Source organism: Burkholderia sp. AU45274 (genome assembly GCF_030482505.1).
Taxonomy (GTDB): domain Bacteria; phylum Pseudomonadota; class Gammaproteobacteria; order Burkholderiales; family Burkholderiaceae; genus Burkholderia.
This window is the reverse complement of record NZ_JAUJQE010000012.1, coordinates 186138-200771: the sequence shown is the minus strand read 5'-3', so window position 1 is coordinate 200771 and position 14634 is coordinate 186138. Positions and strand designations below refer to the sequence as shown.

Sequence of the window (14634 nt, the reverse complement as noted above, 5' to 3'; positions counted from 1 at the left end):
TTTGCCTGATGACCATAGCGAGTCGGTCCCACCCCTTCCCATCCCGAACAGGACCGTGAAACGACTCTACGCCGATGATAGTGCGGATTCCCGTGTGAAAGTAGGTAATCGTCAGGCTCCCTAAGCCAAGAACCCCCGCCCGAAAGGCGGGGGTTTTTGCATTGGCGCGGCAGAAATGTGCGTGGAGTACTCGGCATGGATGCTTGTCGTGCTGCATGCGCTGATGCTTGCGATGCCGTCGAATGTCGAGTGAGCGGAACGCAACTTTTCGTCTGTTGTGACGATTGTTGAAGTTACTTGCAGCGCCGCCGCGGACCATTTGCATCAAGGCGCGCGCCGAAGTGCTTCACGCCGAGCCATCACCAGTCAACAGAGCGGCGCAAAGGGGCCAGCGCTGCGCGTTCCAGCTCCTCGTCCTCTTCTTGCGCAGCTGCACCATAGGGCTGCTCTCGCCAGTTCAGCGCGCTGTAGTCGGGCGTGATGATGACCCTTCGGGAATCAAAGTTGAACCGAAGATAGACGCGATCGCCCGGCTTGAATCCGAACATCTCGAAATGCGCGTCGATGGCGCGCATCCACGGCATGTACGGTTGGCCATCCTGGGGAAGGTCCGGCTTGTTGCCGAGGGTCAGCTCAACCTCGGGATACTGTTTGAGCTTCTTGGGACGTGACTTACTATAGGCGTTAGCCATCTTCCGACTCCTGCTGTGAGTTGGTTGTGGTCAGCGGGTCGTATGGGTGGCAGCCCATGCGGCCCGCGCTTTTTGCGGTGATGCCATTTGAGTCTATCTAACTGGGCATCTCGAAATATGGAAAATTCGGGGAATGGCCAAATGGCATAGGAGAGCGTTGTCGGCGTCGGATAGATACTCCCGACCTTCGTCGAAGTAATTTTCCCAAGTTTATTTCTAACGGCGCCGCGGTAGCGGCGCCGCCCTGTCTTTGAACCGCTATTTCTGCTTATAGCGCAGTCCCAGTTGTCCGCGTAGTCGCCTGATCCGATACACACCGATTCGCACACCGTGCTCCTCGAGATATTGCTACAGGCGTTCGGGCGCGAAACTCTCCCGGGTTCGCCGGGCGAGCACCTTCGCTTCCAGGCGAGGCTCCTGCCGCGCTCTTTCGGACGGCTTGCACTTGCGCCACGCATAGTGGCCGCTTACCGATACACCCGCGGCACATCGGCGGCAGGGGGGGCTTGTTGCATTTGCTCAATCCCGCCGTATTTCACCACGGCTCCTTCGCGAAGTACGTCGCGAACTTCTTTAGCAGATCGCGTTCCATTTTGACCTAGGTCAGTTCGCGCTTAACCTGCGCTAGCTCGGCCTCCATTTCCGTCACGGGTTTCTGGTGTCGACCGACATCTTTCAGCTTTCCCCCTTCGCCACGCGTCCCCAGTTTGGCAGCGTCTTGAGCGGGATCGACAACAGTCGGGAAGCTTCCGATACCCCGACGCCTTCCGCCAACGCCAGCTTGACCACTTCGTCGCGAAGCTCCTTCCTATAGACCGCTCTTGGAATTCGATTCATGCATGCCCCTGTTTTTCGATTTTACGAAACGTTGGCTTCTACTTTTTCGTCCGACCTCATTTGATCCATAACAGACTTGTAGAGCTAGTGTCCGTGCGATACGACCAAGGTGGCAAGGGCGGTTTGCAGGCGATTAAGGCAGGGAGCGGGTTGATAGATAACAACACCATTTAGCGCTGAACAGTCGAAAAGCCGGGTGAAGTTGAGCGGAAATCTTGCCATCCGGTCCGTCCTCATAGTTGTGTTGGACTGATACAATAGACGGCAATTTTCTGTTGATCCAGAACCATCCGCCATGAAGCGCTGCGTAGTCGGAATTCGCCCCCCTGATGCGGCTGAAGCCACGGTTGGCAAGCAGGTTCCCACGGTCTGGTTTCCGTCGATGGCCACGCTGGCGGCGGTCTTGTCGGAGGACAACCGCGCATTGCTGCGGCTGATCCGGCAGGCAAAGCCCAAGACCATGACCGAACTTGCCGCGCTGTCGGGACGGCAAGTGCCCAACCTGTCGCGCACGCTGCGCATGATGGAGGGGTACGGGCTGGTGGCATTGACCAAGAATGCCCGGCAAACCCGTCCCACTGCGCTAGCCACCGAATTTCTGGTGGTGCTGGATTGAACTGCAGAGATAAAAATCGAGGAATAGACTGACCGATGCCGTCCGCCAAACTCACACTCGCCCGCCTGGAAAGCCTGCTGCTCACCGCATGCGACGACCTGCGCGGCAACATGGATGCCAGCGAGTACAAGGAATACATCTTTGGTATGCTGTTCCTCAAGCGTGCCAGTGATCTGTTCGATCAGCGTCGGGAAGAGATCAAGAAGGAAGGCAAGGTAGCGGGTCTGTCGGACGCCGATATCGCCCTTAACCTTGAAGATCCCGATCAATACTCCGGCAAGTACTTCTACGTGCCTCCACGCGCCCGCTGGAACGAGCCGTGGATAGACGATGCTGGCAACGCCCAACCTGCGCTCAAGCACGTCAAGGAAAACGTCGGCTCCGCGCTCAACAAAGCGCTGGAGGCCCTGGAAGAGGAAAACGCCGATGCCTTGCAGGATGTGCTCAAGGGCACCATCAACTTCAACCGCAAGATCGGCCAGAACACGCTGGATGACGACACGCTGGTCGACTTCATCCAGAACTTCGAAAAGATCCCGCTGCGAGACAATGATTTCGAATTCCCCGATCTGCTCGGTGCAGCGTATGAATGGCTGATCAAGCACTTTGCCGATTCGGCGGGCAAGAAGGCAGGCGAGTTCTACACCCCGGCCGAGGTGGTTCGCATCTGCGTCGAGATCTGTGATCCCAAGGAAGGCATGAGCGTGTACGACCCTACGGTTGGCTCGGGCGGCATGTTGATCCAAGCGCGGGACTACCTGCGTGAATGCGGGGCTGATGCCGCAGAGCTGTCACTCAACGGGCAAGAAAAGATGGGCACCACCTGGTCCATCTGCAAGATGAACATGCTGCTGCATGGCATCTCGCACGCCAAGATTGAAAACGCTGACACCCTCACTGACCCACGACACAAGCGTGGCGATGGCGAGTTGGAACACTTTGATCGAGTTCTTGCGAACCCACCTTTTAGCCAGAATTACGCTCGCAATCAGTCAAAGGACGATGGCAGCGGAACTAAAAAGAAAGTTCCTATTGCCCATCCCGGCCGCTTCCACGTCTGGATGCCGGAAAAGGGCAAAAAGGCCGACCTGATGTTCGTGCAGCACATGCTGGCCGTGCTAAAGAGCAATGGCCGCATGGCTACAGTCATGCCGCACGGTGTGCTGTTCCGTGGCGGTGAAGAGCGCGAGGCGCGCCAGTACTTCATCGACCGGGGTTACCTCGAAGCCGTTATCGGTCTGCCTAGCAATCTGTTCTACGGCACCGGTATCCCTGCCTGCATTCTGGTGCTGAACAAGGATGGTGCCCAGCAGCGCGGCCACGTGCTGTTCATCAATGCCGATCGCGAATACCGCGAAGGCAAGGCGCAAAACCACCTACGGCCGGAGGATATCGACAAGATCGTGCACGCCTACCGCGCCGGGCAGAACATCGACGGCTACGCCAAGCGTGTACCCGTGGCCAACATCAAGGCGGAAGACTACAACTGCAACATCCGCCGCTACGTGGATAACACCCCACCGCCGGAACCGCACGACGTGCGCGCCCATCTGCACGGTGGCGTACCGGTCGGCGAGATCGATGCCCTGGGTCACTTCTGGCATAACTACGTGGGCCTGCGCGAAAGTATTTTTGTGCGTCGTGCCACTGCCACGCACGGCACTTGGTATGCCGACTTCACCGCTACTCTGGCTGGCAAGCGAGACATCGCCCTGCACATCAACAGCCACGCCGGCGTCACTCAGCGCCACGCCCAGTTCATGGCCGACCTGTCCAACTGGTGGCAGCAGCACCTGCCCGTCATCGAGGCGCTGGCCCCGGATGCGGACAACCAGCACGCCACAGGTCGAAACGTCTACGCTGTGCGCGCCACCCTGCTCGACAGCATCGAACGTACGTTTGCAGGCCAGCATCTGCTCAACCGCTATCAGGTGCGCGGCGCCTTCGCTAACTACTACAAAGGGCTGGTGTCCGACTTCAAATCCATCGCGGCCAGCGGCTGGGGACCGGAGCTGATTCCGGATGAAGACATTCTGCAAAGCCAGTTCCCCGAGGTGCTGGCAGAACTGGAGCAGCAACACGCCCGCCTAGCCGAGCTGCAAGCCCTGTTTGCCGCCGCGAATGAAGACGATTTTGAAGATACTGACGACACTGGCGTGCTGCCCACCGATGAGGTCAAAACTCTCAAAGACGAACTCAAAGAAGCTAACGCAGAGTGGAAGGCCCAGCTCAAGGTGCTCAAGGGGGCTGTGGGCGATCTGTTCACCGAAATCAAGGTCGCCGGGCTACTACCCAAGGGCACGGACAAAGCCTACCACTGCAGCAACGGCTTCACTGCCAAGGGGGCGCAGTTCAGCAACGGCCAGCGTGTGCTCGATCTCGCCGCCTCGGTGGGACACACCTCCACGTTCACTGCAGCCATCGAAACCGCCATGGCCGCTGGCCAGCAAGCCAAGGCCGCTTCTGAGCGCACCGAAGCCAAGCTGACCACGCACAAGGCTCTGGAGGACGAAGCCAAAGCCCTGAAAGCCGCCATCAAGTCTACGGGGGCGAAGAAGGATGAGCTGGTTGAGCAGGCACGCCTGAAGATCAGTAAGGACGAAGCACGGCAGGTCATCGTCGAGCGCCTGGGCAAGCTGCTGTTCGAGAGTTACCGGCAGTATTTGCGGGCAGATCAACGAGCCTGCATCGCCGCCGTCGAGAACCTGTGGGGCAAATATGCCGTCACGGCCAAACAGATTGAGACCGAGCGGGTTGAAGCAGCGAAGGCGCTGCAGGACTTCCTGGCGGAGTTGGGGTATGAGTGAAGTCGCTTTCGCTCCCTTGGCCCGCTTCGCCGATGTCGTGATGGGGCAATCTCCCGGTGCCGATCGCTGTAATACCGAAGAGCGGGGCCTGCCTTTTCTCCAAGGCTGCGCGGAGTTCGGTCCACGCCACCCTTACTCGGATGTTTACTGCTCACCCTCGCTGCGGGTTGCCAAAGCTGGGTCAGTGCTAATCAGCGTGCGGGCACCTGTCGGCACGATGAACTATGCCGACCAGGACTATTGCATCGGTCGCGGTCTGGGTGCGTTCAAGGCGAAGTCTGGTGTATCGGACACGGTCTTTCTGAAGCATGCAGTTGAATTGAACGCGGCTTACCTTCACCGTCGCAGTCAAGGTTCAACGTTTGCTGCAGTTTCGACAGATGATGTGAAAACGGTACCCATACCTGTTTTCAAGCCTGAGAAGCAGGAAAAGATCGGCACCATCCTCACCGGCATCGACACCGCCATCGAAAAAACCGAAGCCCTGATCGCCAAATACCAACAGATCAAGGCCGGCCTGATGCACGACCTGTTTACCCGTGGTGTGCTGCCCAACGGCCAACTACGCCCGGCCCGCGAACAAGCACCGGAGCTGTATCAGGAAACGGCGATTGGGTGGATTCCGAGGGAGTGGGGTGTTTCGACGCTACGAGCATGTCTGTTGGGGAATCCGACTAACGGAATTTACAAATCGGCAGATCAAATTGGCGCCGAAGGGACGTTGATGGTTGGACAGACCGCCTTCACGGTTGAGCGTTCGGTTGACTTTTCCCTCTGTCGCCGTGGAGTAGTTTCGCCTGCCGAGATCAGAAATTACGGTCTGGCTGAGGGGGATATTCTGATGACCCGCGTTTTTGCGACCATCGAAGGGGTTGGGTTGCCCACATTGGTGCCGCACATTCCCGAGCCGGCGGTATACGAATCCAACATGATGCGTATGCAGGTCAACTTATGCAGTGTGATTCCCCGTCTCCTCTTCGAGTGGCTGAAGTCACCCGCAGCTCGAAACCACATTAGTTCGAGAGTGAATGCTTCTAATCAGTGTAGCGTCAATCAATCGGCAATAAATTCACTTCTTATTCCAATTCCTGAACATGACGAACAGAATTGGATCAACTCGCGAATTGAAGCCGCTGACAAGAGAATCGCTACCGAAGTAACGATCTTAGAGAAACTGAAAAAACAAAAAATCGGCCTGATGCGCGACCTGCTGACCGGCAAAGTGCCCGCCAAGGTTGAAGAACCCGAGGTGGTCGATGGCTAACCACTATCCCAACCTCAACCCGGAAAAGGCACTGATCTGGCGCATCGTCCATCGCGATAATTTGCCGTGGATTCTGGAAAACGGTGTGCATTGCAAAAATTCTGCCATGCAGGATCCAAACTTCGTGCCCATTGGCAATGCAGATTTGATAAATCGGCGCACACACCGGGTAGTGCCAGTAGCGCCGGGCGGAGTACTTTCGAATTACGTGCCGTTTTACTTCACCCCCTTTTCGCCCATGATGTACAACATTTACACCGGGCGCGGGGAAGTGGCAAAGCGGCGCAATGAAGAAATCTGCATCCTCGTCTCCACGCTGCACAAGGTGCACCAGATGGGCTTGCCTTTTGTGTTTACAGATCGGCACGCCTATCCGCCGCTTGCAAGGTATTTCAATAGTGTCGACAGTTTGAATGAGATTGATTGGCCGCTGTTGCAGGCCCGCAATTTCAAGCGGAATCCGGATGATCCGGAGCAGATTGAGCGCTATCAGGCCGAGGCTTTGGTTCAAAACCATTTACCGGTCACCGGCTTGGTTGGCATCATCTGCTACACGGATGCAGTAAAAAACACACTAGACCAGCACATTCAGGCCAGAGGCTTGAAAATGGATGTGCGAGTCATGCCACAGTGGTACTTCTGATGATTACATTCACTCAAGGCAATTTGCTGGAGTCTCGCGTCGAGGCGCTGGTCAACACGGTCAACACCGTCGGGGTGATGGGCAAGGGCATCGCGTTGATGTTCAAGGAGCGTTTCGACGAGAACTTCCGCCGTTATGCCGCTGCTTGCAAAGCCAAGGAAGTGCAGACCGGCAAGATGTTCGTGACGCCAGTTCACGAGCTGGATGGCCCGCGCTGGATCGTCAATTTCCCCACCAAGCAGCACTGGCGTGCGCCGTCGCGGATGGAGTGGGTGGTCGAGGGCCTGCAAGACCTGCGGCGTTTTTTGATTGAGCAGCAGATCAAGTCCATCGCCATTCCACCGCTGGGTGCGGGCAATGGCGGCTTGGAATGGGCTGATGTGCGTGAGCAGATCGAGCAAGCTCTGGGCGATCTGGATATCGACATTCTGGTGTTCGAACCCACCAAGCAGTACCAGAACGTGGCCAAACGTGCTGGCGTTGAGAAGCTGACCCCCGCCCGTGCGCTGATTGCGGAACTGGTGCGCCGCTACTGGGTATTGGGCATGGAGTGCAGCCTGCTGGAGATCCAGAAGCTGGCGTGGTTTCTGGAGCGGGCCATCGAGCGCTGCAACCCCGGCGACAACCCGCTGGACCTGAGGTTCGCGCCGGACAAGTACGGCCCATACGCCAACCGGCTTGATCATCTATTGAACAACCTTGATGGCAGCTACCTGCACTCCGAGAAGCGCATCAGCGACGCCGGCCCGCTGGACGCGATCTGGTTCGACGATGAGCGCAAGGCTCTTGTGCAGACCTATCTCAAGAGCGAGGCCAAAGTCTACACACAAGCGCTGGAATCCACCGCCGCACTCATCGATGGCTTTGAATCGCCTTTCGGCATGGAGCTGCTGGCCACTGTGGACTGGTTGCTGGCCCGCGAAGGCGTGGCGCCCACGGTGCCCGCTTTGCGTGAAGGGCTGCGCCACTGGCGCGGTGGCCCGGAGGCCGCTGCGCGGAAAGATCGCTTGTTTGATGACCGGGCACTGGGCATTGCCCTGGAGCGCCTGACACAGCCAGCCAGCGCGCTGGCGTGAGGGGGCTGTGTGAGCGAATACACGGAGGTCGAACGCCCTTTCCTGCAACAACTGGCTGAGTTGGGCTGGACGGTCATCGACCAGGGCACGAGTGTGCCCCAGAAGGCGCCCCCGAGCCTGCGCAGCAACTTCCGCCAATGGCTGCTGCCAGAGGTGTTCAACTGCGCCGTGCGCGCCATCAACCGCACGGACGACGGGCGTGAGTGGCTGACCGACCGCCAGTTGGAAGACTTGCGCAGCCAATTGCTGCGCCACCCCAACCGCACCCTGCTGGAGGCCAATGAGGCCGTGCAGGCAATGTTGTTCAAGGCACAGGCCGACGTGAACGAGCTGACGGGCGAAGCGGACCCGGTGGTGCGCCTGATCGACTTTCACAATCACGCAAACAACCAGTTTCACGCCATCAACCAGTTCCGCATCGACACGCCGGGCTGCGTGAAGGCCTTCATCATTCCGGACATCGTGCTGTTCGTGAATGGCATCCCGCTGGTGGTGGTGGAGTGCAAGAAGGGTTCGGAAACCTGCGCCAATCCGATGCAGGAAGCCTTTGTGCAACTGCAGCGCTACATGCGCCGCCGAAAGGAGACAGAAGCCGCCGACCTGAAGGAAGGCGAGCCCCGGCTGTTCTACAGCAGCCTAATGCTAGTGCGCAGCTGCGGGCTGGAGGCCGACTACGGCACTATCACCTCGGGTGAAGAACATTTTTATGCCTGGAAGACACTTCACCCCGCTGACGATTCCGCGCTGGTCGGGCTAAATGCCCAGCAGCAGTTGATTGCTGGGATGCTGAACAAGTCCAACCTGCTGCAGATCCTGCGCACCAGTTCAGTGTTCATGGATACCGATGGCGGCCCACGGGTGAAGGTCGTGAGCCGCTATCAGCAATTCCGCGCTGCCAGCAAGATTGTCAAACGCTTGCGCACTGGAGAAACCGTGCTGGAGCGCAGTGGCGTGGTGTGGCACACGCAAGGCTCGGGCAAATCCCTGACCATGGTGTTTCTAGCCCGGATGCTGCGTGCCAGTCGCGACTTGTCCGACTTCAAGATCGTGTTGGTTAATGACCGGCAAGACCTGGAAGAGCAGCTGGGCGACACCGCAACGCTGATTGGCGGGCGGGTGAATGTGATCGAAACCCGGGCGGGCCTGCGCCAGCATATGTCGACGGATAGCTCGGACATCAGCATGGTGATGATCCACAAGTTCCAGGAGCAAAAGCAGACGCTGACCAACACCGTGGCGGAAGCGCTGGGCACCTACTCGGCCATGCCTGCGGGCAAGACATTCGGGGTGGTGAATATGTCGGATCGCATCATCCTGATGATCGATGAAGCCCACCGCACGCAAAGCTCTGACCTGGGCGACAACCTGTTCGAGGCCTTCCCCAACGCCACTCGCATTGCCTTCACCGGCACGCCTCTGATCACGGAGCGCCACGGTGAGAAGAAGACCCACAAGCGCTTTGGAGAGTACATCGACACCTACCGCCTGATGGACGCGGTAAACGATGGGGCCACGCTGCAAATCCTCTACGAAGGGAAAACCGCCGACAGCGCACTGAACGAAAAGCACGCTTTCGACGAGGCCTTTGAAGACCTGTTCCGCGACCGCAGCGAAGAGGAGCTGTTGGCGATCAAAAAGAAGTACGGCGCGACCGGCGACATCCTGGAGGCCGAAAACCGCATCAACGCCATTGCGCGTGACATAGTGGCGCACTATGTCGACAACATCCTGCCCAATGGTTTCAAGGCACAGGTGGTGTGCCACTCGAAGCTGGCGTGCATTCGATATCAGCACGGCATCAAGGCGGCATTGACAGAGCGCGTGGCCCGTGAAGAAGCCAAGGTTTCGCCAGACAGAGATCTAGTGCAACGCCTGCGCTTTCTCAAGACCGCCGTCGTGGTGTCGTCGGACGGCACCAACGAGGCTGCGTACATCACCCAGGCGCGCAAGCAAGCCCAGCGCATGAATGCGGTGGAGAACTTCTGCCGCAGCTTCGATTGTGAAAACCCGGACAAGGAATACACCGGCATTGCCTTCCTGATCGTGTGCGACATGCTGCTGACGGGCTTCGACGCGCCCATCGAGCAGGTGATGTATATCGACAAGAAGCTGCGTGAGCACGCCCTGCTGCAAGCCATCGCTCGCACCAATCGCGTAAAGAAGGGGAAGCAGCGCGGGTACATCGTCGATTACATCGGCTTGGCCAACCATCTGACTGAGGCATTGACCCTTTACGCGGCTAGCGACGAACAGCAGGAGCTACACGACGGGATGAAGAACATCACGTCGGAGCTGCCGGTGCTGGAAGAACGTTATCAGCGTTTGCTCCAGCACTTCACCACACTGGGCATCAAACAGATTCGGGCTTTCGTGAACGGCGAGTTGCCCAATCTGGATGCCGAGGCCGCCGTGGTCCATGAAGCGGCGAAGGCGCTCAAGGACGACAAGAAGCGCGCTGATTTTGAGGTGTACTTCAAGCAGTTCTTGATGAGCCTGGACATCATCCTCCCCAACTTATCCGCGCAACCGTACCGCGTGCCCGCAAAGCGCTTCGGGTACATCCTGCAGGTGACCAAGGAACGCTACAAAGACACTAGCTTGGACCTCGGCAGCGCAGGCGAAAAGGTGAAGGCGCTGATCAACGAACACCTGATCAGCCTGGGCATCAATCCCAAGGTGCCGCCGATCGAGCTGCTGGCAGAAGACTTTCTCGACAAACTGGCCGCGCACGCGGGTCAGAACAACGAGGCAAAGGCCAGCGAGATGGAACACGCCATCCGCAAGCACTGCACCGTTCACCACGATGAAGATCCCGCTTTCTACAAGAGCCTGTCGGAAAAGGTCGATGCACTGATCGAGAAGCACCACGGCGAGTGGGATCTGCTGGCCGAAAAGCTGGCCGAGCTGCGCAAGGAAGCCATCGCGGGCCGTCAGCAAGGTGAGGATGGTATGAGCCGCGAGGCGACTACCTTCTACGAATACATCGTTCAGCTTGGTTTCGCGAGTGGTTCTGTCAATGATGCAGACAAGCCTGCATTCAAGGCATTGATGGAGACCACCGTGGAAATACTGCAGGAAACCATTGCCAGTATCGATTTCTGGCAGAACCCCGACAAACAAAAGCGCGTGCGCGGCTTGATCAAGACTGAGGTCGCCAAGACCGGCATCGAGGAGTTGAAGCTCAATCGTGAGCGTGTGGCCGTAGAGATCATGAAGCTGGCCAAGAACCGCCACGACGAACTGGTCAAGATGGTACGGACAGGGGAGGCGTGATGCAACTCCGTCAGGTGCGAGATATCGAATATCAGCTCTTGCCCGGTTCAGATCGGCAAACCACTGACATCGTGATTGAACGCAATGGCATCATCACTGTTCGCCCACCAAAGCGGATGTCGCCCGAGCAAGTGGATGAAACCGTTTTGGCCAAGCGGATGTGGATTTACCGCAATCTGGCTGAATGGCGTGACCTCAATGCTACTCGTGTCACGCGTGAATGGGTTAGCGGCGAGACGTTCCTATACTTGGGCAGTTGCTACCGCCTGCAGCTGGTGGCTGAGCAGGATGAGCCGCTCAAGCTGAAAGATGGCCGGTTCTGCCTGCTGCGCAAGGTTGTCGATCATGGCAGCCAAGATGCGGCCCATCAAGTGTTTGAAGCTTTCTACAAGTCAAAAGGTTTACCCCGGATTCAAAAGCGAGTGGCGTACTTTGCAGCAAAGGTTGGCGTGAAGGCAGGCGAGATTCAAATCAAGGATCTTGGCTACAGGTGGGCATCTTGCACCAAGCGCGGTGATCTGCATTTCCACTGGAAATGCCTCATGGCCCCGCTGACGATCATCGATTACATCATCGTCCATGAGCTCTGCCATCTGCACCATCGCGACCACACAGAAGCGTTCTGGAATGAGGTGGACAAAGTGCTGCCCGATTATCGAAAACGCAAAGAGTGGCTCCGGGTGCGCGGTGCGGAGCTGGATCTCTGACGCGAGGCCATAGCGGCAGTTATCGGAAGATTCCGAATAACTCCGCGCCAGCCCACAGCACTCCTCACCTCACCTGTGCTCATAAGCTCAGGAGTCCAGTCAGCACGAGAACGCCCGGTATAACCGGGCGTTCTCAATTTGGACTTATTGGATTTTTTTCACTAACTCGTCGGGATTTTCACTTTCTCTGTCATCCGACAGCGCGGGTTAAACGTCAATATTCCCCGCCCGCAATGCATTCGACTCGATAAACGCCCGCCGCGGCTCCACATCATCCCCCATGAGGGTAGTAAAGATCCCATCCGCCGCAATCGCGTCTTCGATCTGCACACGCAACAGGCGCCGCACAGCCGGATCCATCGTCGTTTCCCACAGCTGCTCGGGGTTCATCTCTCCCAGCCCCTTATAGCGTTGTTTGGAGACGTTGCGTTCAGCATCAGCCAGCAGCCACTTCATCGCGCTCTTGAAGTCCGCCACGGCCATGCTGCGCTCACCGCGCTTGATAACCGCACCTTCCCCGATGAGTCCCTTGAACGTATTCGCGGTGGTCACGAGCTGCTGATAATCCGCCGTGTGCTGGAATTCCTGGTCGATGACCGAAACCCGCACATTGCCGTGATGCGTACGTTCGACATGCAGCGACCGCTGTTCGCGAACCGGGTCATACGAAGGCACGACACGCACTTCATTCTTCAGCGCTTCATCATGCAACGCAGCGTGCAGCGCCTTCGCCGAAGCCTCGGTCGAAGCCTCATTGGAAAGATCGATCACCACACCGTCCATGACCGCTTCCAGCGCAGCCGGATCATACAACCGGCTCAAGCGCTCGATCACGCTCTGCGACAGCAGATACGACCGAGCCAGCTCCCCAAGCGCATCACCCGAAATCGCCGCCGCATTCTCACCCGGCACCAGCTCCGACCCTTGCAGCGCCAACCGCAGCATGTGCGCGTTGAGCTCCACGTCATCCTTCAGATACCGCTCGTCCTTGCCCGCCTTGATCTTGTAAAGCGGCGGCTGCGCGATATACACGTACCCGCGCTCGATCATGTCCGGCATCTGGCGATAGAGGAACGTGAGCAGCAGCGTCCGGATGTGCGCACCGTCGACGTCCGCGTCGGTCATGATGATGATGCGGTGATAGCGGAGCTTGTCGAGGTTGTAATCTTCCTTGCCGATCCCGCACCCAAGCGCAGTCACGAGCGTGACGATCTGTTCCGACGACAGCAGCTTGTCGTAGCGTGCCTTCTCGACGTTCAGCACCTTGCCGCGCAGCGGCAGGATCGCCTGGAACTTCCGATCACGGCCTTGCTTCGCCGACCCACCCGCCGAGTCACCCTCGACGATGTAGATTTCGCACTTCGCCGGGTCTTTCTCCTGGCAGTCCGCGAGCTTGCCGGGCAGGCCGACGCCGTCGAGCACGCCCTTGCGGCGCGTCATCTCACGTGCCTTCCGCGCAGCATCACGCGCACGAGCGGCTTCAACGATCTTCCCGCAGATGATCTTCGCGTCGATCGGCGTTTCCAGCAGGAATTCCTCGAGCGCCTTCGCGACGACTTCTTCAACCGGCGCACGAACCTCGGACGAAACCAGCTTGTCCTTCGTCTGCGAGCTGAACTTCGGCTCCGGCACCTTCACGGACAGCACGCACGACAGCCCTTCGCGCATGTCGTCGCCGGTCGTCTCGACCTTCGCCTTCTTCGCGATTTCGTTGTCGGTGATGTACTTGTTGATGACGCGCGTCATCGCGGCGCGCAGGCCGGTCAGGTGCGTGCCGCCGTCGCGCTGCGGAATGTTGTTCGTGAAGCACAGCACGTTCTCGTTGTAGCTGTCGTTCCACTGCATCGCGACTTCGACGCCCACGCCATCCTTCTCGCCGTTGGCGAAGAAAACGGTCGGGTGCAGGTTGGTCTTCGTCTTGTTGATGTACTCGACGAAGCCCTTCACACCGCCGGCGAACGCGAAATCGTCTTCCTTGCCCGAACGCAGATCGGTGAGGCGAATCCGCACACCGTTGTTCAGGAACGAAAGCTCACGCATCCGCTTCGCGAGGATGTCGTAGTGATACTCGACCGTACCGAAAATCGTCGGATCGGCCATGAAGTGCACTTCGGTGCCGCGGTTCTCGGTGTCACCGGTCACGAGCATCGGCGACACTTCCACGCCGTCCACCGTCTCGAGCACGCGATCCTGCGCAACGCCGCGATGGAACTCCATGAACCGCTTCTTGCCGTCACGGCGCACCGTGAGGCGCAGCCAGCTCGACAGCGCGTTCACGCACGACACACCCACGCCGTGCAGGCCACCGGACACCTTGTAGCTGTTCTGGTCGAACTTGCCGCCGGCATGCAGCTCGGTCATCACGATTTCCGCAGCGCTGCGCTTCGGCTCGTGCTTGTCGTTCATCTTCACGTCGGTCGGAATCCCGCGGCCGTTGTCGGTCACGGAAATCGAGTTGTCAGCGTGAATCGTCACGTGGATGTCGTTGCAGTACCCGGCCAACGCTTCGTCGATCGAGTTGTCGAGCACCTCGAACACGAGGTGGTGCAGACCGGTGCCGTCCGACGTGTCGCCGATGTACATCCCGGGGCGCTTGCGCACCGCTTCCAGACCTTCGAGGATCTGGATCGACGAGGCGCCGTAGCTGCTGTTATCGGGTTGCGAATTGTGCTGTTCACTCATGGATATCTTCCGGTTCTGCGAGGCCACTCAAGCGGCG

Annotated in this window: 9 protein-coding genes, 1 rRNA gene and 1 pseudogene; 8 read left to right on the top strand and 3 right to left on the bottom strand. The window is 58.4% G+C overall.

Going from position 1 to position 14634, the window contains the following annotated elements:
• Positions 1 to 4 precede the first annotated feature (4 nt).
• Positions 5 to 117, top strand: a 5S ribosomal RNA gene (gene rrf / locus QZM35_RS32140).
• Positions 118 to 359: 242 nt separating this feature from the next.
• On the opposite strand, the gene QZM35_RS32135 is transcribed toward rrf, so the two are convergent.
• Both QZM35_RS32135 and QZM35_RS32130 read right to left on the bottom strand, forming a co-directional pair.
• Entirely contained in the window at positions 360 to 692 is a 333-nt protein-coding gene (locus tag QZM35_RS32135) for a hypothetical protein (protein ID WP_131932173.1), read from the bottom strand.
• A gap of 261 nt (positions 693 to 953) precedes the next feature.
• Positions 954 to 1529, bottom strand: a pseudogene (locus tag QZM35_RS32130) (transposase); the annotation flags it as partial.
• 295 nt (positions 1530 to 1824) lie between these two features.
• Between QZM35_RS32130 and QZM35_RS32125 the strand changes: the two are divergent.
• Genes QZM35_RS32125 through QZM35_RS32095 form a run of 7 tightly spaced genes read left to right on the top strand, consistent with a single transcriptional unit; the run spans position 1825 to position 11915 of the window.
• The gene (locus QZM35_RS32125; RefSeq protein ID WP_301777478.1) at positions 1825 to 2145 is read left to right on the top strand and encodes a MarR family transcriptional regulator; all 321 of its coding nucleotides are present in this window, start codon (positions 1825 to 1827) and stop codon (positions 2143 to 2145) included.
• A 35-nt stretch (positions 2146 to 2180) separates the two neighbouring features.
• Complete coding sequence (locus QZM35_RS32120) at positions 2181 to 4952, top strand: class I SAM-dependent DNA methyltransferase (protein ID WP_301777477.1); 2772 nt, start codon at positions 2181 to 2183, stop codon at positions 4950 to 4952.
• Entirely contained in the window at positions 4945 to 6216 is a 1272-nt protein-coding gene (locus QZM35_RS32115) for a restriction endonuclease subunit S (RefSeq protein WP_301777476.1), read from the top strand. The genes QZM35_RS32120 and QZM35_RS32115 overlap by 8 nt, the downstream gene beginning before the upstream one ends.
• On the top strand, positions 6209 to 6859 hold the full coding sequence (locus tag QZM35_RS32110) for a DUF4433 domain-containing protein (protein ID WP_301777475.1): 651 nt from the start codon (positions 6209 to 6211) through the stop codon (positions 6857 to 6859). Before QZM35_RS32115 ends, QZM35_RS32110 begins: the two co-directional genes overlap by 8 nt.
• The gene (locus tag QZM35_RS32105) at positions 6859 to 7935 is read left to right on the top strand and encodes a macro domain-containing protein (protein ID WP_301777474.1); all 1077 of its coding nucleotides are present in this window, start codon (positions 6859 to 6861) and stop codon (positions 7933 to 7935) included. The genes QZM35_RS32110 and QZM35_RS32105 overlap by 1 nt, the downstream gene beginning before the upstream one ends.
• Before the next feature lie 9 nt (positions 7936 to 7944).
• Positions 7945 to 11208 (top strand): type I restriction endonuclease subunit R, encoded by a 3264-nt coding sequence (locus tag QZM35_RS32100; RefSeq protein WP_301777473.1) that lies wholly within the window; start codon positions 7945 to 7947, stop codon positions 11206 to 11208.
• Positions 11208 to 11915 carry a M48 family metallopeptidase gene (locus QZM35_RS32095; RefSeq protein ID WP_301777472.1) on the top strand — a complete coding sequence of 236 codons (708 nt, stop codon included), beginning with the start codon at positions 11208 to 11210 and terminating at the stop codon, positions 11913 to 11915. The genes QZM35_RS32100 and QZM35_RS32095 overlap by 1 nt, the downstream gene beginning before the upstream one ends.
• Before the next feature lie 207 nt (positions 11916 to 12122).
• On the opposite strand, the gene gyrB is transcribed toward QZM35_RS32095, so the two are convergent.
• A complete protein-coding gene (gyrB, locus tag QZM35_RS32090; protein WP_301777471.1) occupies positions 12123 to 14597 on the bottom strand; it encodes a DNA topoisomerase (ATP-hydrolyzing) subunit B in 2475 nt (824 codons plus the stop codon).
• Between the last annotated feature and the right edge of the window lie 37 nt (positions 14598 to 14634).

Excerpts from the sequence above, each read along its gene's own strand:
- QZM35_RS32135 (WP_131932173.1), bottom strand. The coding sequence starts at position 692 with ATGGCTAACGCCTATAGTAAGTCACGTCCCAAGAAGCTCAAACAGTAT.
- QZM35_RS32125 (WP_301777478.1), top strand. The coding sequence starts at position 1,825 with ATGAAGCGCTGCGTAGTCGGAATTCGCCCCCCTGATGCGGCTGAAGCC.
- QZM35_RS32120 (WP_301777477.1), top strand. The coding sequence starts at position 2,181 with ATGCCGTCCGCCAAACTCACACTCGCCCGCCTGGAAAGCCTGCTGCTC.
- QZM35_RS32115 (WP_301777476.1), top strand. The coding sequence starts at position 4,945 with ATGAGTGAAGTCGCTTTCGCTCCCTTGGCCCGCTTCGCCGATGTCGTG.
- QZM35_RS32110 (WP_301777475.1), top strand. The coding sequence starts at position 6,209 with ATGGCTAACCACTATCCCAACCTCAACCCGGAAAAGGCACTGATCTGG.
- QZM35_RS32105 (WP_301777474.1), top strand. The coding sequence starts at position 6,859 with ATGATTACATTCACTCAAGGCAATTTGCTGGAGTCTCGCGTCGAGGCG.
- QZM35_RS32095 (WP_301777472.1), top strand. The coding sequence starts at position 11,208 with ATGCAACTCCGTCAGGTGCGAGATATCGAATATCAGCTCTTGCCCGGT.
- gyrB (WP_301777471.1), bottom strand. The coding sequence starts at position 14,597 with ATGAGTGAACAGCACAATTCGCAACCCGATAACAGCAGCTACGGCGCC.